We start from the raw sequence: 20,901 nt of genomic DNA, 5'->3' as shown, positions 1-20,901 counted from the left end.
GTTTAAAAGTAAAAGCCGACCCACAGTACAAACCATTTGCAATAAAATTTTGTTTTGTAGATTTTCAAAAACCAGCATTAACTAAGAAATGGCCCTTCGAAAAGTTTCTGCCAAAAGATTAAACACTCAACAAATGCCCCCAGACAGCCTAAAATAGCTTCATCTAAAAAAGTCCAGCAAGTGAGGAATTACTTAGTTAAAAAATTGGGAATGCAACCAAGGAGGTAAAACCGAATTTACTAAAAAGGAGTAAATTTTATTTTGTGAGAAAAATTAATTGGGAAAAAAGGAAAAATATACGCGTAATGTTTGCTGAGGAACAGCTAGGGCTGGCAATAAGGTCTCACCAGCCTGAAAAAAATTTACTGGTTAAACAGTCCTGAGGATAAATAGCGATCTCCTCGATCACAAATAATGGCAACGATAATAGCGTTTTCCACCTGGGTGGAAAGTCGCAACGCACCAGCTACAGCGCCACCCGAGGAGACACCACAGAAAATACCCTCCTCTCGCGCCAACCTCCGTGTCATATCTTCAGCTTCACTCTGATCCATATCGATGACCAGATCCACTTCTTCAGGGACAAAAATCTTTGGCAGATAAGCTTGAGGCCAACGGCGAATACCGGGAATACTGGACCCATCGGTTGGTTGCAATCCAACAATCTGGATCTCCGGATTTTGCTCTTTCAAAAAACGACCACACCCCATAATGGTGCCGGTTGTTCCCATAGACGAAACAAAATGTGTTATTTCTCCTCCTGTCTGCTGCCAAATTTCTGGGCCTGTGCCCTCGTAATGGGCTAGAGGGTTATCAGTATTGGCAAACTGATTTAGTACCAGCCCCATACCGTCACTCTGCATTTTTAGCGCCAGATCACGTGCGCCCTCCATGCCCTGTTCCGCGCTGACCAGGATCAATTCCGCTCCGTAGGCAGTCATGGATGCCTTGCGCTCGGCTGTAGCACTATCAGGCATAATCAGGATCATACGGTAGCCTTTTATAGCTGCCGCCATCGCCAGGGCAATGCCGGTATTGCCGCTGGTTGCTTCGATCAGGGTATCACCAGGCTTGATCTGTCCCTTGGCTTCAGCCCGGTTAATCATGGAAAGTGCCGGACGGTCTTTGACAGAACCAGCAGGATTATTCCCTTCCAGCTTAAGCAAAATCGTATTGCTGGTATCACCAGGCAGGCGCTGTAATTTAACCAGTGGAGTATTGCCTACACAGTCAGCAATTGTGGGGTAATCCATAGTGCATTCAGTTCCAGACAGATATTGCGGCCGGACAGTTTACCTGAACGCCTACACATCGCTAAATACCAACTCTGTATGTGGACTATATAGTCGGGTTATTACGAAATGACACTCTCGAGGAGAAACAATTTCTTCAACTCTTTACATGAGAGTGCACCACCTGATCCATATAGGTAAAATGGGGAAAAAATAATCGCACAAGGCCCTTCTTTCACCATGGCCCCCAAAAACTCAATTCCATCCCTGCCAGCCCCCGGGGAATTGCGTTCACTGCGCTCCACTATGTTCCGTTTTACGGTTGCCCCGGCACTGATCCTGGCAATGACTTTGGCACTGGTCTTTACTCTGCAACAGATGCATGACCGGCGCCAGCTGCTACTCAGCCACGGGCGGGCCAGTGCAGAACAACTTGCAGAACTCATCGAGATGAGTGGAGGGCACCCGACCGAACTGCGCATGGAATGGCTGCGCAAAAGCTTATTGGCCTTAATGCTAGAGAAGGACATGGTGCGTTCGGTGCATATCTATTCCACCGAAGCGAGCAAGAAACTCCCATTGGACCTGGCGACGGGATTGGGTCTACTGGCTAGCGTCGGCCCGCGCCCACGAACCCCAATAACAAGTGAGCAGCTGCAAAGGCGCGAGCCATTTATTTTTGAGGATGACGAAAGCTTGCAGGTGTTGCAGCCCCTAAAGGGTGATATTACCACCTGCTGGATTAGTATTGAGTTGCACCGCCCCTATTTCCTGGTGGGCACTTACCAAGTGATTCTTGTAGGGCTGGTCGGCTTGATTATCTGCACCCTGGCAGCGCTGGCCTGGTCGGTAATCCTCTCTGAGCGATTTGCCCACAGCCTCGTCCGGATGGGGCAAGTATTACAGGCCATTGGGCGCGGAGAGTTCGACCGCCGCACTCACGAAATCGAGAACCGGGAACTCGCCCAATTGGCGAAGCAGATTAATGAAATGGCCGAGGGCCTTTCCAGCTATCAACTCGAGTACAAGTCTAATTTAATGCAGGCTATGGACGATATGCGACAGTCCCTTGATAGTATGGAGGAGCAAAATATTGAGCTGGATCTAGCTCGAAAGAGAGCTCAAGAGGCCAGTCGAATCAAGTCTACCTTCCTGGCAAATACCAGTCACGAGATCCGCACCCCCTTAAATGGCATCATCGGCTTCACCAATTTACTGCTGAAAACCGAGATCGACGAATTACAGCAGGACTACCTGCAAACCATCCTGCGCTCGTCGGAAAACCTGCTCACCACTATCAATGATATCCTGGATTTCTCCCGCATCGAATCTGGCAACCTGGTGCTCGATCATATTCCCATGGATCTGGGGCAACTATTGGAAGAAACTCTACAGATCCTCGCTCCCTATGCCTACGAGCATCACTTGGAACTAGTGCCACTGATTGACCCCCAGTTACCCTCTACACTGGTTGGCGACCCTTTACGCACCAAGCAAATACTGACAAACCTGTTGGGCAATGCTGTACGAAGCTCTGAAAATGGCAATATACCTGTACGCCTTACGGTACAAAGCAACAATGATTCTGAACTGGTGCTGCGTATCAGTGTTACCGATCTCGGCAACCGCATAGATGATGCTGGACGTCGCGAGCTACAGCAGATTCTCAATACCAAGACACCGCAACATGCACAACAGATCAGCGCCAACGGCCTCGGCATGTCTATTGCCCGCAGCCTGGTTGAGCGCATGCGTGGCAGCACCGGCCTGGAGAAAGCGGCTAACGACGGCAGTACCTGCTGGGTACAGCTGACTTTGGTCCCGGAACGCAACCGCGGCATACCACCTAGGGTAATGTTCCCCAATTGTCGCATCCTGATTGCCGACCCCAACGAACTCACCCGCACCCAGGTAGCACAACTGCTCAAGCAGTGGCAGGTTGAACCCGTGGAGCTCACCGATACCGACACGCTTCAACCAGCCATTGAACAAATGTGGCGACACGACGCACTGCCTGATGCAGTGATTATCGATACTGCCATCGCCAAAGGGGATTTCGACAGCTTCAGTGTCAAGGTGCAATCCCTAGTGGATGCTTACCAATGTCGAGTTATTGTTCTTGGAGCCCCGGCTGAGCTTCGGCGTTGCTACGAGCAGCTTCGCACCCGAACACTTACCTTCCTGGGCAAGCCGGTAACTAGGGAAAATCTGTTGCGCGCATTGAAAAGGTCAGTGCCGCAACAAAGCCAGCAGCGCTCCAGTAGCGGAGCCATACCCGCCCTCCCCTGGCCCGCCCCGCCACGGGTCCTCGCAGTCGATGATCACGCAGCCAACCGGCGCCTAGTTGGTGAACTACTACGTGCCCAGGGTGTCGAGGTGGTTATTGCCGCTAGCGGTCAGGAGGCCCTGCAACACTGGCAACAGAGTACTTTCGATCTTGTCTTTATGGACATCCAGATGCCCGGTATGGATGGTATTGAAGTTACTCGCTGTATCCGCGAACGGGAAGCCGGCAAACGGACACCAATTATCGCCCTCACTGCCCACGCAGGTGCCGAGGAAAAAGCTCGATTGTTATCCGCAGGACTGGATGACTATCTTAGTAAGCCCGTGAGCGAGGCCCAGCTATCCCACATGATCAAACGCTGGCTGAAACTTATCACACCGCAAGTGGTGGAAAAGCTGAATTTCAACAAGATGCGGCTTGTAGATATTGGCGAGAGCCTGACTCTAGCCAATGGCGATGCCAAGCTGGCCAGGGATATGTTGCAGATGCTTGTGGATGGGCTGGCTTCCGATGAGCGTGAACTTGAACGCCTACAAGTCATCGGTGACTTCAAAAGCATGTTTGAACTAACCCACCGAATGCACGGGGGGTGCTGTTATTGCGGCGTTTCCAGGTTGCGCGAAGCCACCTGTGTTCTGCAGGAAGAGTTGCGCACACAAAAAGATGATGAGCCGGCAGGGATTGATCGTCGTAAGCTGGATGCTGTACTGAGGGAGATTCGCGCTCTGCGTGAGTGGGCCTCGGAGCAAGACCTGGATACGCTTTTTGGACTCGAGGTGGCCTAATGCCTCTCGAAAATCACAAAAGCTAAAGCTGCATCCTTCTCATCGGAAAGAGACAGGTGAATCACGTCAACCCCCATAGCGCGAGCGCGTTGCTGCGCTGCGCCACTCAGCAAAACCTGAGGGGCTGCCCCTTTACGCCGGCGTATCTCAATATCCTGCCAGGAGACGCCTTCACCAATACCTGTACCTAATGCTTTGCCCAAAGCCTCTTTAGCGGCAAAGCGTTTGCACAAGTAGGCCGCACGATTAACCTCAGCCAGGTCAGCAAAATCACAGCGTTCACCATCGCTCAAGATACGCTCAACAAAGCGCCCACCATGGCGCTTCCAGACCGCGTCAATACGCTGGTAATTACAGATATCTGTACCGATACTAACAATCACTTCCCATAAACCTGTTTAAACAATTCGCGGCTCTGCAGTGGTTTATCACAAAGTAAGCTACGTAGTAATAAGCGAGTCAAACGCTTCGCGGGGGCCAACAACCCTATCGGCCAGTGCCCATCATCTTGCGCCCTTGCAATACCCAGCAACTCGGCTCCACGAAATTCACTATCGCACAGCACTCCGCCCTGAGGCCGAAATATTGAAACAAAACCCCGCTCAAGTTCGAACCGATAACAACTATCCGCAACCACCCCCCCCGGACCACCAGCACATTGATCCAGCGGCGGACAACTACCAAGCTCAGTGAGCAACCGTAGCTCAAAGCTACGTAGCGGGCCTTCCATCTCTGTGCTGTCACTGCCACCCAAGTTAGACAGTATCTGCAGCAGCCCCTGATAAGCGGCAAACAATGCATAGTGAGCCTCCCCTTCCGGTAACAGCCTTACCAGCAACTCATTGGAATAAAGGCCTCCGTATACGGCCCGCCCTTTCAGCCAAAGTGGACCACCGGCATTTTCTACCGGGCCCAGGGTCTTCAGTGGCCCATTACCTAGCAGGGAGACCAGCAGAGGTGAAAATGGTTGTAGGGCTTGCCGGCGTCGCTGCTTGTCCCTACGCGCACCACGAGCAACACAACTGATTCGCCCAAAATCTGGTGTGAGTAACTCCAAAATCAGACTGGAGTCTCGATAGGGGCGGGAGTGCAGGATATACGCCGGCTGTGCCGGCGGAGGTGTATTCATACTGTCAGCAGCCAGGCAAAGACCTGTTACTCATCGCGATAGCCGAGACTGCGCAGGGCTCTCTCATCATCAGACCAACCGGACTTCACCTTTACCCACAAATTCAGCATAACTTTACTGTCAAACAACCGCTCCATATCCTCACGTGCCTGGCTGCCGATTTGCTTGATACGCTCACCTTTGTTCCCAATAATGATTCGCTTTTGCCCAGAGCGCTCTACCAGGATCGCGGCACTGATATGCAGAATTTTGCCTTCCTGTTTAAACTCCTCAACCTCAACAGTCACCTGGTAAGGAACTTCAGCTCCCAGCTGACGCATAATTTTTTCACGCACAATCTCCGCAGCAAGAAAGCGGGAACTGCGATCGGTCACCTGATCTTCCGGGAAAAAGTGCTGTCCCTCTGGCAGGTGCTTGAGAATCACCGCCTCCAGAGCCTCTAGATTGACATTGCGCAACGCCGAAATAGGTACGATTTCTGCCTTGGGATGCTGCTCTGCCAAAGTCTGCAGTTGTGGCAAAAGTTCTCCCTTATCCTCCAACTGATCCACCTTGTTAACTGCAATAATCAGAGGGCATTTCAAACCCCGTAGCTTATCGGCCACCAACTGATCGCCCTCACTCCATCGAGTGCGCTCCACGACAAAAACCACCACATCCACATCCCGCGCAGCACTGGATGCAGCCCGGTTCATATAGCGGTTAATCGCTTTCTCTTGATCCGAATGCAGGCCTGGCGTATCCACAAAAATAATCTGGTTGGGGCCCTCGGTTTTAATACCAAGCATATTGTGGCGGGTGGTCTGTGGCTTACGTGAAGTAATCGCCAGCTTTTGTCCCAGCAAATGGTTCAAAAGTGTGGATTTGCCCACATTGGGACGACCTACAATCGCGACATAGCCGCAGCGAGAGGGTTGTTCGCTCAAAAAAGTTCTCCGAAAAAGTTTGGAGGCGCCCGGGAAGTCCGGAACCAGCTCACCCCCAGTGCAGGGGGCTGTCATTTCGAGACAGGCCGGGTTACGCCTTCTCAACTAGTGTAAGGTTAATCCTGGCCGGTAAGCTGCCTGTAAGCTTCTACAGCAGCGATCTTTTCTGCGGCGCGACGACTGCTAGCCTCTCCTCGAGCTGGTTGTGCCAGACCGCTGACCCGACATTCAACGATAAAGTGCTGGGCGTGTTCAGCGCCGGAGACATCCACCACAGAATACTCCGGCAGTGGCTTCTTACGCCCCTGCAACCACTCCTGCAGACGAGTCTTCGGATCCTTTACAGTTTCCAGGGACAGGCCTTGCAGCCGCGGGGCAAACCACTCCAATACCCTGGTGCGCGCAGCCTCTAGACCAGCATCCAGGTAAATAGCACCGATCAGGGCTTCCACCGCATCAGCCAGAATTGAGGCGCGCCGAAAACCGCCGCTTTTCATCTCACCTTCGCCAAGGCGCAGGCAGTCTCCAATATCCAGCTCACGAGCTAGCTTTGCCAGGGTTTCTCCGCTGACCAACTGCGCACGCAAACGGCTTAACTGCCCTTCCCTGCCCTCGGGAAACTGTTCGTAAAGCGCAGCCCCAATGGTAAAACCGAGAATAGAATCGCCAAGGAATTCCAGACGCTCGTTATTGCGGCTGCCGTGGGAGCGGTGTGTCAGCGCAAGCTCTAACAGATCACCTTGTTCAAACTTGTAGCCGAGACGCGTACACAGGCGCTCCAGTAAAAGATCAGTCACGTTTACGGAATTGCTCCAGATCTACCAGTGGATCACAGCAAAGCTCCGGCTTGGCCGTGTCGAGCTGCTTGTTAAACTTCATCACGACATCGATGTTGTAAATCAACGTCTGCCGCAATTCATAATTTATACTGACCACAGTACTCTTAGCGCCGCGAACGACTTGCAGAGCCTTGGTGGGCTCTCCTCGCACATTGTTGATCAGAAAGTAGCGACCCATCTCTTTTTTGATCTGGCCCGCTGTCATATTTTCCAATTCCGGGTTTTCACCCAGGGTTTTTAACGCTTCGTTAACGTAGCGCGCATCCACATAAGCCGGTGCCATTTTGGATACACAGGTTAGAGCAAAGCCAAGCACCGCAATAACCAATAACCAGCCCCAATAGCTCATACCGCGCTGGCGCTCCATTGAAATCCGGATAGCACTACCCATAATTATGCCCTCAATCCTTAGCGCCGACGCACTGTCGGCCAGTTCTCATTATTGGATAGAGCCTACACGTTTAAAACTGGGCAAACTGAGCAGTTTGTCCCAATGCATCCAGATAGCAAAAGCCTTGCCTACCACATCGCGCTCAGGCACAAACCCCCAGGCGCGACTGTCGAGACTGTTATCGCGGTTGTCGCCCATCATAAAGTAGTGGCCTTCAGGCACTGTGCCGCTAAAGTTTCCATACTCTCCGGGGCTAACATTTTTCGCCATTAGGTGACGCTGGCCGTAAAGGTTCTCCCACATAATCTCAACCTTAGGATTAACCGGTGGGAGCGCCTGAATTAACTCCTGTGGTGCCAGCTCTCCATTTACATAGAGCACGTTATTTTTCAATTCGATCTTATCACCGGGCAAGCCAATCACTCGCTTGATGAAATAGGTATCGTTCATGTGTGGTGGGAAAAACACCATCACATCTCCGCGCTGAGGCTCACCGATATCCACCACTTTCGTCCGGGATACAGGCAAGCGCAGACCGTACTCATACTTATTCACCAGAATAAAGTCGCCAATCTGCAAGGTGGGGACCATAGAAGCAGACGGAATCTGGAAAGGCTCGACAATAAAGGAGCGCAATACAAATACGATAGCCAGAATCGGGAAAAATGATTTAGCGTATTCAACAACAACAGGGTCTTCCTGCTGAGCGCCAGCCTCTTTCTTGCGACGACGAGCGAAAAACAGACTGTCCACCAGCCAGATCCCGCCACTGATTAAAACCAACCAGAGCAGAATCAGAGGTAAATTAATATCCATTGCGAGTCTCTATTATCCTTGATCTCAATAGCAGGCACGCCCACTACTGGTCCACCTTCAATACAGCCAGGAAGGCTTCTTGCGGCACTTCCACACGGCCTAACTGTTTCATACGGCGCTTACCCGCTTTCTGCTTCTCCAGCAGTTTTTTCTTACGGGTAACATCACCACCATAACATTTTGCGGTCACATTCTTACGCAGGGCTTTCACCGTAGTCCGTGCAACTACCTGTCCACCAATCGCCGCCTGGATCGCCACATCAAACATCTGACGAGGAATCAGCTCTTTCATCTTCTCCGCCATAGCGCGGCCCTTCTGCTGCGCATTTTCGCGGTGAACAATCAGGGCCAGGGCATCAACCCGGTCACCGTTAATCAGGATATCCAGACGCACCAGTTTTGCTGCCTCGAAGCGTACAAAACTGTAATCAAGAGAGGCAAAACCACGGCTCACAGACTTGAGGCGGTCGAAGAAGTCCATCACCACTTCGCTCATTGGCAGCTCGTAACGCAGGGATACCTGTGAACCAACGTACTGCATATCTTTCTGGATTCCGCGCTTCTCCACACAGAGAGTAATTACGTTGCCCAAATACTCCTGCGGTACCAGGATATTCACCTCGGCAATAGGCTCTCGCATCTCCTCGATATTGCCCACATCAGGTAGGCGCGAGGGGTTGTCCACCATCACCACTTCGCCATCGGTTTGTTCAACCTCATAGACTACCGTCGGGGCAGTGGTGATCAGGTCCAGGTCGTATTCGCGCTCCAATCGTTCCTGGATAATCTCCATATGCAACATGCCAAGGAAGCCACAACGGAAACCAAATCCGAGGGCATCAGATGTCTCGGGCTCATAGAACAAAGAAGCATCGTTTAGGGATAGCTTCTCCAGCGCATCCCGAAAGGCTTCATAGTCGTCTGAACTTACGGGGAACAAGCCGGCATAGACCTGTGGCTTAACTTTCTGGAAGCCCGGCAGCATTTCAATTTCATCGGCACCCTTGGCATGAGTCAGGGTGTCACCCACCGGCGCACCATGAATATCCTTAATACCGGCCACCACAAAACCTACCTCACCAGCGCGCAAAACACCGGTTTCGTGGCGCTTAGGGGTAAAGATGCCGATACTGTCCACCACATGAGCGCGGCCAATAGATTTGGTAACAATCTTGTCTTTGGTTTTCAGGGTTCCCTGCACTACACGAACCAGGGATACAACTCCCAGGTAGCTATCGAACCAGGAATCAATAATCAAGGCTTGAAGAGGCGCATCTACATCACCCTCAGGTGGTGGTACCAGTCGCACCAAGTCTTCCAGGACATCTTCCACACCCAGGCCTGACTTGGCACTGCACCGGGTGGCATCGGCGGCATCAATGCCGATGATATCCTCAATCTCCTCAGCAACCTTTTCCGGGTCTGCCTGGGGCAAATCCATCTTATTGAGAACTGGAATAACCTCCAGCCCCTGCTCAATAGCGGTGTAGCAGTTGGCAACTGACTGGGCTTCCACCCCCTGGGCCGCATCCACAACCAGGAGCGCACCCTCACAGGCTGCCAGAGAGCGAGAAACCTCATAGGAGAAGTCCACATGTCCTGGCGTATCAATAAAATTCAGCTGGTAGGTCTTGCCATCCCGCGCCTTGTAATCAAGCGTTACGCTTTGCGCTTTAATGGTAATTCCGCGCTCGCGCTCCAGTTCCATACTATCCAGAACCTGTTCGGCCATCTCCCGGTCGGAGAGTCCCCCACAGTCCTGAATAAAGCGGTCAGCCAGGGTAGATTTCCCGTGGTCGATATGGGCAATAATGGAGAAATTGCGGATATGAGAGAGATCTGTGGCCACTGCGGAATAAAAACCCTTGAAAAATCAATTGATTAGCTGGCAACCATGCCAACTGTGTGGCGCAAGTCTAACAGAACTCATGGATGTAGGTGAGAGGCAGGTGACCCATTGGGCCACCATTCGCCTCTCACCCTTAGCTTTCTATCTTGATAGTGCGGAAAGTTGACTGGCCGGCACGGAAGAATCGGATAGGCAGTAGCTCGTCCTCGGGAAGCTCCTTAACCACAGTTTTGTAGTCTTTTATATCCCCTACTTCCTCAAATCCGAGCTGGGCAATGATATCGCCACTACGCAGTCCTGCCTTAGCTCCAGGCTTGCCAGGAATAACCTGTTTAACGAGAACACCGGTCTCAACATTCCAGCGCTGCTTCATTCCATCTGGGATTTCTTCAACTACTACCCCAAGACGGCCACCAATACTGGTAGCTGGGTGGCTAGCAGCCTGGGTTCGTTCACCGTCAGAACCGGGCAAAGCACCAACAACCACTCTCAGTCTCTCAGACTTGCCTTTACGCATCAGCTCTACAGGAACCTCTGTACCCGGGCGAATTTGACCGACTACATGGGGCAGATCGCCATGTACGCCGATTTTGCGGCCATCAAAGCTGGTAATTACATCACCGGCTTTAATACCCGCTTCCGCTGCCGGTGTGCCAGGACTCACCTGCTCCACTAGCGCCCCAGACGGCTTGCCAAGCCCCAGAGCCTCGGCCATATCACGATCTACATTGCGTATACCTACACCCAACCATCCGCGATCGACGCGCCCTTTCTCTTTTAGCTGCGCCACCACATCTTGGGCCAAGCTTGCTGGAATCGCGAAGGAAAGGCCAATAGAACCGCCGCTACGGGTATAAATCTGCGAGTTAATACCCACAACCTCGCCATTGAGGTTAAACAGTGGACCGCCTGAGTTGCCGGGGTTAATGGCCACATCCGTCTGGATAAATGGCACGTAATTCTCACGGCTTTCATTAGGGATACTGCGTCCCATAGCGCTCACGATACCGGCACTAGCGGAATAATCGAGGCCAAACGGCGAGCCGATAGCGACCACCCATTCACCCACCTTCAGCTCTTCGGAGTCACCCCAACGCACAGCAGACAGGTCATCCGCCTCAATCTTGAGTAAAGCGAGATCGGAGCGAACATCAGTACCAATCACCTCTGCCTCATATTCACGGCGATCAGTCAGAGTGACCGTCACCTTATCGGCACCGTCAACCACATGGTTATTCGTCACGATATAACCGTCGTCCGAAATAATAAAACCAGACCCCATACTGGCAACCGGGCGCTGCTGACGCCTTCGCGGCTCAAGTAAGTGGCGGAAAATGTCTGGAATTTCCTGCTGGTATTGGGGGGAGCTATTCCCTCGCGCCACACGGTTGCGGTCCACGGTATTGATTTTCACCACCGCGGGAGAGTTATCCTCAATAAGCTCAGTAAGTTCAGGTAGCCCTCGGGCACTGGCAGCACCTGAAATGAGGAGACAGAGCACCAAGAAATATTGTGTACAGCGTTTAACCATAGGTTTGTTACCCCTAGTGATCCCTTCTAATATAAAACCATTGGATTTTGAGTCCCTTCCAGGGCATGCCTTCTATACCGGCTCCGGCCCCTTGGGGGACATTTTGTAACGATTTAGTGGCGATGCAGCTACGAAAGTTCTGCCGCCGTGTGTAAATCTGTGTAAAGGGCCAGCGATGTCTAAACTGCGCCCGCGCCCTGAGCGCGGCCAATTTCACCTCCCCAGGGAGGTGTATGGATACAGCGCACTGGGCGCTCCACTCTTTTATTTTCCCGCGCAATCCGGTCACAACCACGGACTGGTTATGGCCGGCACTCACGGCGATGAAGTCGCCGCTGTGGTCGCCCTCTCCTGCGCTCTGCGCGCATTGGCATCGGGCCAGCTGAAACATCATGTCATACTGGCGGTCAACCCCGATGGCTGCCAATTAGGTACCCGTTGCAACGCCTGCGGGGTAGACCTCAACCGTAACTTTGCCACAAAGAACTGGGATGCGAGCGGCAACGTATACCGCTGGAACAGTTCCGCCGAGGCCCGCGATGTAAGGCTCAGCACTGGCGATGGCCCCGCCTCAGAGTGCGAAACCGCTTCATTGTGCCAATTGATCGCCAAGCTTAACCCCGCCTGGGCAGTTTCTATCCACGAGCCTCTTGGCTGCGTCGAAGATCCTAAGGAAACAGAACTCGGTGCCTGGCTGGCCAAAGGATTGCAGTTACAACTAATTAAGGAAATCGGCTATCAGACTCCAGGCTCCTTTGGCACCTGGTGCGCCGAACGGGAGCTGCCCTGCATCACTGTGGAATTTCCACCGATTTCAGCTGACGCTGCCAGCGAAGACTATCTGGCGATACTCATTGAACTACTCACTTACGACCAGTAAACCCGACCTGCACCAAAGCGTAAAGGGGGTTCCGCATCCTTTGCAAGCCAAGTGGGGCCGTCCAAGTCCAGATAGCGCGCCCTTGGTCCCAGGGGCCAAGCCGCACGGATAGCCCGAGAAGTGCAGAGCATACAGCCGAGCATCAACCCAAACCCCTCAGCAACAGCCTGATCGGCCAGTGCCCGCGCCTCAGTGATTCCGCCAGCTTTATCGAGTTTGATATTGACCATCTCGTAGCGGCCTTTCAGGCGTGGTAAGTCAGCACGGGTATGACAACTTTCATCCGCGCAGATCGGCAGTGGATGAGGGAAGGCCTCCAGGAATTCATCATCACTCGCGGGCAGTGGCTGCTCCAGCATGGCCACCCCCATTTCAGCAAGCTTTTCGCAGCGCTCAATCAGGCCATCGCTACGCCAGGCCTCGTTGGCATCGATGACCAACTCAGTGGCAGGAGCGGCGGCACGCACCGCGGCCACCCTTTCGCTCACGAGCTGGTCATCCAATTTCAACTTTAACACCTCTACTCCCTGGGAAACAGCGACACTGGCAGCATCAGCCATCGCCTCTGGGCTCTCGATAACCAGGGTTTGTACGGTAGGCAATGAATCGGGACCAGCGAAGCCATCCCCTTTGTACTTTCTCTCCCAGTCCACTAATGCACAATCCAGAGCGTTACGCGCAGCGCCTGCCTGCAGGCGTGACTGTAATTGCGCCTTGTCCAGGCCCGCAGCTAACTCAGATAACAGCGGTTCAAGTTGGTGCATCACTGAGTCTGGGCTCTCTCCATAGCGAGCGTAGGGGGTGCACTCACCAATTCCGACAATGCCGCCCCACTTCACCTCCACCACGACCACTTCAGCCTCAGTGCGGGCACCCCGGGATATGACGAAAGCTGTGCGCAGGGGCCAGCGCTCAGCGTAGCAGCGGGCCAGCATGGAGAGTCTCCAATCGGGTTTATGGAGCTATCAGTTTAGGTTAGGAGCGGTCGCTGCCGGGCTCGATACGCAGCAATACAGGAGTGTAAGCAGGATTTGAAGACTGGTGGCGGCTGTACCAGCGTACCCCCAAAGCTCCCACCATCAAGCCGAGAACTGCGCCAATCACGGCGCCAGTTTCAGCGAAAAGGTAATCTCCCAATAGCGCTACCAGCACCAGGGAAAGCAGTGGCAACAAGTATACCAGTAGTGTACTACTGGTCAGAGCACTCTCGGTGATTCCAATAACCGCTGTATCATTCAGAGAGATTTTGTCGGCAGGGAAACCATTTAAAGCCGCCCGCACACGTGTGGAAGAGGAGAAAAAGTCTCCGAGCAAACCAGTTCCGCAGCCAGATTTAGCCTCACAGCCATTACAGGCACTGCGCTGGATGGTTTCCACCCAGACGGCATCAGATTCTATGGCCACGACTCGGCCCCGCTCTTCTAGCAAGCAATTCAGCCTTTTTCGATGATGGAGCTGGCCACTCTACGTGCTGTGGCATCGGGAATCTCTCCAACAACTGTGACGGTATAGGCCACTCCCTTCACCTCCATCCGGTCCATATAGGCGACAGTGGCACCGCGGATCGCCCGCCCCTTAAAGTTCTCCAGCTCAGGGCCAAGACGCTGTACAAACACAGTAAACACGCCGAGCCCATCGCTAAAGACCATCATATCGCCATCTGATAGCGGCTTTACCGAAACCACTTTGAACCCATCGGGCAACCAGCGCACCTGCCAGCGGCTCTGTGAAGTCTCACAAGTGCTGCGATTGTCGATACGTCGTGCTGCGTTTGAAACCGTCTGCAGGGCCGAGTCCTCTACTGGAGACAAATCCAGCTGTACAAATTGATAGCGCTCCAAGACGCGCCCCTGGGTACTCACCAGCATTGTTTTCAAGGGCAAGCCTGTCTCACGGTCAAGACTTACCACCAGCCCCAGTCGATAGCGGTCGCGGGGCCTGGCCTCAATCACTACCGCATCCCGGTCGGCAATACGCTCTTCACCACGCAAGATAAACTGATAAGCGCGCTGAACTTGTTGCTGCCCCACCGCATTCCATAAAGTAGTCCTCGCGCTGGGGGACGCACCGAATTCGCAGTTACCACCACTACCGTGACTGATCAATTCACGCGGTTCGCCACTCAAATAGCGAACCCGCTCAACTTGCTCACCATCACGCACCGCATGCACTACCTGTAGGGTCTCCAACATGCCGGCATGCTCGAAAGTCACCAGCCCGCTATACTCCAGCTCGCTGACAGCCTTGGCGAGCTTGTTCAACCACTGCTCTACCTCATTTCCGGCAGCCTGGGCACTAGCCATATTGGAACCAACAAGTGCCCCAGGGGCAGCTGCCGAAGGCTCAATAACAGCCGTTTCCGCCATCATTGGTGCAGAAGGGTCAATTACAGCAGCTGTAGTTGCTGAACTGGCTTCCCCTCCTGCAGCGACCAAACCAGATTCCGCTACAGGAGAACCCTGAGAGCTGGCCATATCGAGGTTTACTGCACTGGGGGTATTGGGGTCACCACCGGCAGCCTCCTGTGCGAATGACAGCGGGGCCAGCAGGAAGGAGGCCAACAGCAGGCTGCTGGCACTAAGGGTTGCGCTATTGATAAGACCCCCCCGGTAAACGACTTTCGTCACACTACATTCCAACCTGTTCGCCGTAGGTCGCTCGGGCAAAGGGCACCATACCCTGACTACCAACATGCGCGGCCTGTTCGGAGTGTTGAATCATCACACGGTTTAAATGGCGCATCAGCTCCGGCGTAGGTGCCTGCTGAATCACTGCCTGCCCGCGCTGCTCAGGTACAAAGCGCGGTGTGGCCGTACTTACTGAACGAGTCGAGGGGGCTGGAACATAAAAACCAGAAGGTTGTGGCGCCGACTGGGCTACCGGCTGCGCCGGGCGCTCGATTTCGGCGACCTGATCTATACCCTGCACTAGGTTCTGCTGGGTATCGGTAATCTGTTGCACCCCAAGGATTGCGGCGAAGGCCACAGTGGCTGCCACTGCACCGCGCGAAAGCGGACGCCACCAACGACTGTTAACCAGTTCGTTGGCGGCTACAGAAGCACTTCCAGTCTGAGACAGAGGCTCTTCGAGATCGATCGCTGCAGAGATGCTCGCAGCCAAGCCACTATCTACAGGGGCGACATGCTCGCGACGCATTACGCTCGCGGCCAGTTGGTAGCGTGACCAGCGCTCACCCAACTCTTCAGAGACAGCAGAGGCTTTAAGCAGCCGCTGCAACTCCAATTCGCTGCCTTCGCCATCCATAAGCGCCGAGAGCGATTCGTTGAGACGTTCCTGATGATTCCCGTGGGACATAGGGGTTAACCCTCTTGTGCAATCATTTATTCGGTGCCCACACGCACCATAATTGGTATCAGTTATGACCGGGCTCTCGGCGGTTGGTTTCCCCGGCAGGGAAAATTTTCCGCAAAATTAGCCTCTGTCACCCAGTGTTTCCGGCTCACCGGCCATCACGGCCTGGACTGTCCGGTCAATCGCTTCCCGTGCGCGAAATATCCTAGAGCGCACTGTGCCTACCGGGCATCCCATTACCTCGGCGATCTCCTCATAGCTCAATCCCTCAAGCTCCCTCAACGTAACTGCTGAGCGCAGATCTTCTGGCAGTGCGCGAATAGCGCGATGAACAGCCCCCTCCAATTGGTCGCGAAACATCTGATTCTCAGGAGTCTCGTTATCCCGCAAAAGATCGGCACCCGAGTAGAACTCGGCATCCTCAAGATCCACATCTGAGGACGGCGGACGGCGACTGCGGGAAACCAAGTGGTTCTTAGCGGTATTAATCGCGATTCGATACATCCATGTGTAAAAAGCACTGTCGCCACGGAAATTGGCAAGTGCCCTATAGGCCTTTATAAAAGCCTCCTGAGTTACATCCTGTACCTCACTGTGGTCCTTGATAAACCTACTGACTACGGCAACAATTTTGTGTTGGTATTTGAGTACTAAAAGATCAAAAGCGCGTTTGTCTCCCTTTTGAACCCGCTCTACCAGCTCACGGTCACTCGTTGACGCCTGATGCGCTGTCATCCCCAACTCCCATATCCAGCCACACTGCGGGCGCCACTTGTCATTATTAAGGGGCTGCCGGCGCAGGCGTTTCTTTTACTTTGTTGATGACACTGACAATAGGACATAAGTTCCACGTCAAATCGACGAATAATCAGGAGGCGCTATACTACGCGACCCTAAAAGATAAATGAAATCTATGAATGCCCAGGCAAACTACGACATTCTCGTAATCGGCAGCGGTGCCGCCGGCCTTACCCTGGCCTTGCACCTCTCAACCAAGTATCGCGTAGCTCTGCTCTCCAAGCAGCGCCTGCAGGACGGCTCCACCTGGTTCGCCCAAGGAGGCATCGCTGCAGTGCTAGATGAGATGGATTCGGTGGAGTCGCACATTGCAGACACATTAGACGCGGGTGCAGGACTCTGCCACCCATCGTCTGTACGCTTCACGGTGGAGGAGAGTACCGCTGCTATTCGCTGGCTGATCAACCAGGGCGTAGACTTTACCCGCGAGGGGGAGGATTACCACCTTACGAAAGAGGGGGGGCACAGCCATCGCCGCATCATTCACAGTGCTGACGCCACTGGTAAAGCCGTACACAGCACTCTGCTGGTAAAGGTGCTTAACAGCTCCAATATCGACTGTTTTGAACACCGCGTCGCCATAGACCTGATCCGCCAGCCTGATCCCGAGAAGGGGCGTTTTCGCTGTGCTGGCGCTTATGTTCTGAATAAAAATACTGAAGAGGTCGAGCTTATTCAGGCCAAGGCTGTGGTGCTCGCCACAGGAGGTGCCAGCAAAGCTTACCTATATACCAGCAACCCCGACGGAGCCAGTGGCGATGGTATTGCCATGGCTTGGCGCGCTGGTTGCCGGGTTGCCAATATGGAATTTAATCAGTTTCACCCCACCTGCCTGTACCATCCAAAAGCCAAAGCCTTCCTTATAACTGAAGCTCTACGCGGCGAAGGTGCACAATTGCAGCTGCCTGACGGCAGCCGTTTTATGGAGAGCTTTGACAGGCGTGGCGAACTGGCCCCTCGGGATATCGTCGCCCGGGCAATTGACCATGAGATGAAGCGCCTGGGTGCGGATTGCTTGTACCTGGATATCTCCCACAAAGACCCCGACTTTGTGCGGGAACACTTCCCTACGGTATACAGCAACTGTCTGAAGTACGGCATCGATATTACCCGGGAACCAATCCCAGTGGTTCCTGCCGCCCATTACACATGCGGCGGCATTATGGTGGACCATCACGGCCGCACAGACCTGGACCAGCTGTACGCCATTGGCGAAACGACATTTACTGGCCTGCATGGCGCCAACCGCCTAGCCAGTAACTCGCTTTTGGAGTGCTTGGTATATGCGCGCTCTGCCGCACTGCATATTGAGGAGCACCTCGATTCAGTACAGGTACCACGCCGCGCACCAGGCTGGGATGCTTCACGGGTAACAGATTCAGATGAAGATGTTGTGATCTCGCACAACTGGGATGAACTGCGTCGCTTCATGTGGGATTACGTAGGAATCGTGCGCACACGCAAGCGCCTGCTACGAGCCCAGCATAGGGTAAAACTCTTGCAGCGAGAGATTCGCGAGTTTTACGCCAACTACCGCATCACCAACGACTTAGTGGAACTGCGTAACCTGGCACTGGTTTCAGAACTAATTATTCGCTCAGCCCTGGACCGCCGCGAAAGCCGTGGCCTGCACTATTCCCTAGACTACCCAGACCTAAGGGAGCTGGCTATGGATACCGTTCTGGTACCTGAGAACTTCGCCAATCAGCGACAATTTATCTAGCAATTTAGAATAGAGGCGGCCCAGACTACCGATCCCCCTAACGGGAGAACCGCAGAGCCGCCTGCAGCCTGCGCCAGTCGTTAGGGCTTATTGCATCCCGTGCCAACACCAAACGCAACGACCTGCCCTGTAAGTCTCTCCCATTAATAACCACTAACCAGCCCCATAAGACCAGCTCACCACGGAAATAGAACTGGCGCTCATTATCACCAACCACCCGCCAAAACCAGCGACGCTCTCGAGTAGATAATATACCCACCATCTGCGCCAAACTGCGTACCTCCCAATAGGCAAATACCAAGATAACAGTCAGCAGGATCCAGAATAACCAGGAGGGCAGCCCGCAGAGCCACAATAGAATTGCAGCTTGAAGCACAGCCATTGAAAGAAGAAAAAATAAGATAGAGGATGGCGCAACGACACAACTCAGGCGGGCGCTGCGCTCAAAATAGAGAGGGGAACCTTTACTCGCGCAAACCGGTGTTGTCACGGATAATTTGTACTATTCGCTGGAGATCTGGGTCGGCCGGGTCTTCACGGCGGAGGAACCAGGCAAACAGGTCCTGATCCTGCTCGTCCAACAACCGAATATAACGCTGCTGATCTTCAGGTTCCAGGGTCTCATATACATTTTCCAAAAATGGCAGCAGCACCAGATCCAGCTCCAACATTCCGCGGCGACTGGCCCAAAACAGGCGGTTGCGATCCATACTTCTTTTCCAACCAAGTTAAAGGATGCAGTATACCTGCAGCCTGGCCAAACTTGAAAATGGGCGCTCCAACCCCCAGATATTGCCACCAAGACAACCGGAGGTGGCAGCACTATGGACCAGCAACAGTGGCAGGATTTTCTCAGCAGCGAAGGCGCCATTTGGGAAGGCGGCAAAGCTCACTTCCCTCTAACCAGCACGGATGACCCGCAGGCACTGCACCTTATCGATCTTGGCCCCCAAGGCGCTGTTTCGATCAAAGGCCCGGACAGCCAGAAATTCTTACAGGGCCAGCTCACCTGCGATCTGGTAAATCTACCAGACAAGCACAGCACCCTAGGCGCCCACTGCAATCCTAAAGGCCGTATGATCAGCGCTTTCAGTGCCCTCAAGCTGTCCCAGAGCGAATTTATTCTGCGTCTTCCTCGCAACCTCGCTCCGATTGCCCAACAGGCCCTAAGTAAGTACGCAGTGTTTTTTAAAGCAGAATTGACAGATATCAGCGATGACAGCCATTGGCTCGGCTTGCAAGGTCAAAACGTCGCACAGCAAACAGCACAGCTACTTGGCTTCGCCCCTCCCTCCCCCGGTGAAGTAGTCACTTTTGATTTCGATGGCGAGCGCTGCATCGCCCAGGCGGTTAATGAAGCCCAGCTTGCGCTACTGGTGCCAGTCACCAAAGCACAGCAGCTCTGGCAAAACCTCTCCCCAGAGTGTGAAGCGACTGGCTATGACCTTTGGCAAAAGGGACAGATAGAGGCCGGCATTCCCCAAGTTGATGCCGCCACCTCAGAAATGTTCATCCCTCAGATGACTAATTTACACTTACTTGGCGGCGTCAGCTTTAAGAAAGGCTGTTACACCGGCCAGGAAGTGGTTGCACGTATGCAATTTCGCGGCGCCGCAAAACGCCGCTTATATCGCGCAAAAAGTACAGGAGGCGATCTCCCCATCAGCGGCCTGGAAGTTTTCGGGGATGGCAAGCAAAGCATTGGCAACCTGGTAGAGGCCTGTCACAGTAAAGACGGCATAGAGCTACTCGCTGTCCTTACTATTGCCAAAGTCGCATCCGGTGAAAAGCTTCATTTGGAAGACGGCCGCATCCTGGAAATTCAGGAGCTCCCCTATGATGCAGATGCCGATCCTCTAGCCTAGCTAAAGCCGAAGTAAATACTCCGAGGGTGGTTTATGGCCGCCCTTTTCAATGAATCTAATCAGCCCCTCTCCTCCCACCAAGAAATTTCACACAAGATCAACCAATCCTTCTACGACCCTTTAAATTCATGTCTATAACGAAACCCTACAAACATCACAAGGTGATAAAATATGAAACCCTTTTCTGTTGCAATTTTAATTGCAGTCCTATTTACATCTTCTACAGCACTTTCCGAATCAGCTGAAGAAGTGCTATTGGGGATAACTGTACGCCTCGAAACACTTGATTTACACGTCGCATCTGGAGGGTGCACCAAGAAAGAAGATTTCAATATTAACGTTAATAAAGGGACCACAGGGCTGCCGCCCTATCAAGTCACAGTCACACGCATTAAACCTGACCACTGTGAAGCGCTATCCGTGGAAGGTGTCAACTTATCTTTTGACAGAAAAAACTGGGACTTGATGGCTCATCGACATTTAGACTAACTAATGAAATCGGTAATTTCTCACCTTACCAAGCGAAAATAAAAAACCA

Annotated in this window: 21 protein-coding genes; 5 read left to right on the top strand and 16 right to left on the bottom strand. The window is 53.1% G+C overall.

The annotated features are described in order from the left end of the window. Positions 1 to 362: 362 nt before the first annotated feature. Positions 363 to 1,253, bottom strand: coding sequence for a cysteine synthase CysM (gene cysM / locus ABWV76_RS15965; RefSeq protein ID WP_282952889.1), 891 nt, complete (start codon positions 1,251 to 1,253; stop codon positions 363 to 365). Between the two features lie 219 nt (positions 1,254 to 1,472). Here cysM and ABWV76_RS15960 point away from each other — a divergent pair, with 219 nt between their 5' ends. Continuing rightward, positions 1,473 to 4,304 (top strand): response regulator, encoded by a 2,832-nt coding sequence (locus tag ABWV76_RS15960; protein WP_020413456.1) that lies wholly within the window; start codon positions 1,473 to 1,475, stop codon positions 4,302 to 4,304. Here the strand turns inward: ABWV76_RS15960 and acpS are convergent. The 8 genes from acpS to ABWV76_RS15920 all read right to left on the bottom strand — a co-directional run bounded on the left by acpS (position 4,301) and on the right by ABWV76_RS15920 (position 11,785). Next, positions 4,301 to 4,687: a holo-ACP synthase gene (acpS, locus tag ABWV76_RS15955; RefSeq protein ID WP_020413457.1), complete on the bottom strand. Its 387-nt coding sequence runs from the start codon at positions 4,685 to 4,687 to the stop codon at positions 4,301 to 4,303. The two genes, ABWV76_RS15960 and acpS, sit on opposite strands and share 4 nt — an antisense overlap. Continuing rightward, positions 4,684 to 5,433, bottom strand: a complete 750-nt coding sequence (gene recO, locus ABWV76_RS15950) for a DNA repair protein RecO (RefSeq protein WP_353376570.1) — start codon at positions 5,431 to 5,433, stop codon at positions 4,684 to 4,686. Before recO ends, acpS begins: the two co-directional genes overlap by 4 nt. 26 nt (positions 5,434 to 5,459) lie before the next feature. Continuing rightward, positions 5,460 to 6,359, bottom strand: a complete 900-nt coding sequence (gene era, locus ABWV76_RS15945) for a GTPase Era (protein ID WP_353376568.1) — start codon at positions 6,357 to 6,359, stop codon at positions 5,460 to 5,462. A gap of 116 nt (positions 6,360 to 6,475) precedes the next feature. Continuing rightward, on the bottom strand, positions 6,476 to 7,156 hold the full coding sequence (gene rnc / locus ABWV76_RS15940; protein ID WP_020413460.1) for a ribonuclease III: 681 nt from the start codon (positions 7,154 to 7,156) through the stop codon (positions 6,476 to 6,478). Continuing rightward, positions 7,149 to 7,589 (bottom strand): DUF4845 domain-containing protein, encoded by a 441-nt coding sequence (locus ABWV76_RS15935; protein WP_020413461.1) that lies wholly within the window; start codon positions 7,587 to 7,589, stop codon positions 7,149 to 7,151. The genes rnc and ABWV76_RS15935 overlap by 8 nt, the downstream gene beginning before the upstream one ends. A 48-nt stretch (positions 7,590 to 7,637) precedes the next feature. Next, positions 7,638 to 8,405 carry a signal peptidase I gene (lepB, locus tag ABWV76_RS15930; RefSeq protein WP_020413462.1) on the bottom strand — a complete coding sequence of 256 codons (768 nt, stop codon included), beginning with the start codon at positions 8,403 to 8,405 and terminating at the stop codon, positions 7,638 to 7,640. A gap of 43 nt (positions 8,406 to 8,448) precedes the next feature. Continuing rightward, positions 8,449 to 10,254, bottom strand: coding sequence for a translation elongation factor 4 (lepA, locus tag ABWV76_RS15925; protein WP_020413463.1), 1,806 nt, complete (start codon positions 10,252 to 10,254; stop codon positions 8,449 to 8,451). Between the two features lie 133 nt (positions 10,255 to 10,387). After that, the gene (locus ABWV76_RS15920; protein ID WP_020413464.1) at positions 10,388 to 11,785 is read right to left on the bottom strand and encodes a DegQ family serine endoprotease; all 1,398 of its coding nucleotides are present in this window, start codon (positions 11,783 to 11,785) and stop codon (positions 10,388 to 10,390) included. A gap of 175 nt (positions 11,786 to 11,960) precedes the next feature. On the opposite strand from ABWV76_RS15920, the gene mpaA reads away from it, so the two are divergent. Then, a complete protein-coding gene (gene mpaA / locus ABWV76_RS15915; protein WP_353376567.1) occupies positions 11,961 to 12,665 on the top strand; it encodes a murein tripeptide amidase MpaA in 705 nt (234 codons plus the stop codon). Here the strand turns inward: mpaA and ycjG are convergent. The 5 genes from ycjG to rpoE form a co-directional block, all read right to left on the bottom strand. Further along, entirely contained in the window at positions 12,653 to 13,600 is a 948-nt protein-coding gene (ycjG, locus tag ABWV76_RS15910) for an L-Ala-D/L-Glu epimerase (protein ID WP_020413466.1), read from the bottom strand. The genes mpaA and ycjG overlap by 13 nt on opposite strands. 40 nt (positions 13,601 to 13,640) lie before the next feature. Beyond that, positions 13,641 to 14,069, bottom strand: a complete 429-nt coding sequence (locus ABWV76_RS15905) for a SoxR reducing system RseC family protein (protein ID WP_020413467.1) — start codon at positions 14,067 to 14,069, stop codon at positions 13,641 to 13,643. 29 nt (positions 14,070 to 14,098) lie between these two features. After that, entirely contained in the window at positions 14,099 to 15,292 is a 1,194-nt protein-coding gene (locus ABWV76_RS15900; protein WP_353376565.1) for a MucB/RseB C-terminal domain-containing protein, read from the bottom strand. Between the two features lies 1 nt (position 15,293). Beyond that, complete coding sequence (locus ABWV76_RS15895) at positions 15,294 to 15,980, bottom strand: sigma-E factor negative regulatory protein (protein ID WP_083922729.1); 687 nt, start codon at positions 15,978 to 15,980, stop codon at positions 15,294 to 15,296. A gap of 117 nt (positions 15,981 to 16,097) precedes the next feature. After that, positions 16,098 to 16,712 carry an RNA polymerase sigma factor RpoE gene (rpoE, locus tag ABWV76_RS15890; RefSeq protein ID WP_020413470.1) on the bottom strand — a complete coding sequence of 205 codons (615 nt, stop codon included), beginning with the start codon at positions 16,710 to 16,712 and terminating at the stop codon, positions 16,098 to 16,100. 169 nt (positions 16,713 to 16,881) lie between these two features. Between rpoE and nadB the strand changes: the two genes are divergently transcribed. Then, on the top strand, positions 16,882 to 18,498 hold the full coding sequence (nadB, locus tag ABWV76_RS15885) for an L-aspartate oxidase (protein ID WP_353376564.1): 1,617 nt from the start codon (positions 16,882 to 16,884) through the stop codon (positions 18,496 to 18,498). 37 nt (positions 18,499 to 18,535) lie between these two features. Here nadB and ABWV76_RS15880 read toward each other — a convergent pair whose 3' ends face one another. Together ABWV76_RS15880 and ABWV76_RS15875 are read right to left on the bottom strand one after the other, a co-directional pair. After that, positions 18,536 to 18,988: a protein YgfX gene (locus ABWV76_RS15880; RefSeq protein WP_353376563.1), complete on the bottom strand. Its 453-nt coding sequence runs from the start codon at positions 18,986 to 18,988 to the stop codon at positions 18,536 to 18,538. After that, on the bottom strand, positions 18,963 to 19,208 hold the full coding sequence (locus tag ABWV76_RS15875) for an FAD assembly factor SdhE (protein WP_020413473.1): 246 nt from the start codon (positions 19,206 to 19,208) through the stop codon (positions 18,963 to 18,965). Before ABWV76_RS15875 ends, ABWV76_RS15880 begins: the two co-directional genes overlap by 26 nt. Positions 19,209 to 19,322: 114 nt before the next feature. Between ABWV76_RS15875 and ygfZ the strand changes: the two genes are divergently transcribed. Both ygfZ and ABWV76_RS15865 read left to right on the top strand, forming a co-directional pair. After that, positions 19,323 to 20,363 carry a CAF17-like 4Fe-4S cluster assembly/insertion protein YgfZ gene (gene ygfZ, locus ABWV76_RS15870; protein ID WP_353376561.1) on the top strand — a complete coding sequence of 347 codons (1,041 nt, stop codon included), beginning with the start codon at positions 19,323 to 19,325 and terminating at the stop codon, positions 20,361 to 20,363. A 171-nt stretch (positions 20,364 to 20,534) separates the two neighbouring features. Continuing rightward, positions 20,535 to 20,852: a hypothetical protein gene (locus tag ABWV76_RS15865; RefSeq protein ID WP_353376560.1), complete on the top strand. Its 318-nt coding sequence runs from the start codon at positions 20,535 to 20,537 to the stop codon at positions 20,850 to 20,852. Positions 20,853 to 20,901 lie beyond the last annotated feature (49 nt).

Origin of the sequence: Microbulbifer sp. NBRC 101763 (genome assembly GCF_040371615.1) — a bacterium.
Classification (GTDB): Bacteria; Pseudomonadota; Gammaproteobacteria; order Pseudomonadales; family Cellvibrionaceae; genus Microbulbifer; species Microbulbifer variabilis.
This window is presented reverse-complemented; position numbering and strand designations above follow the sequence as displayed.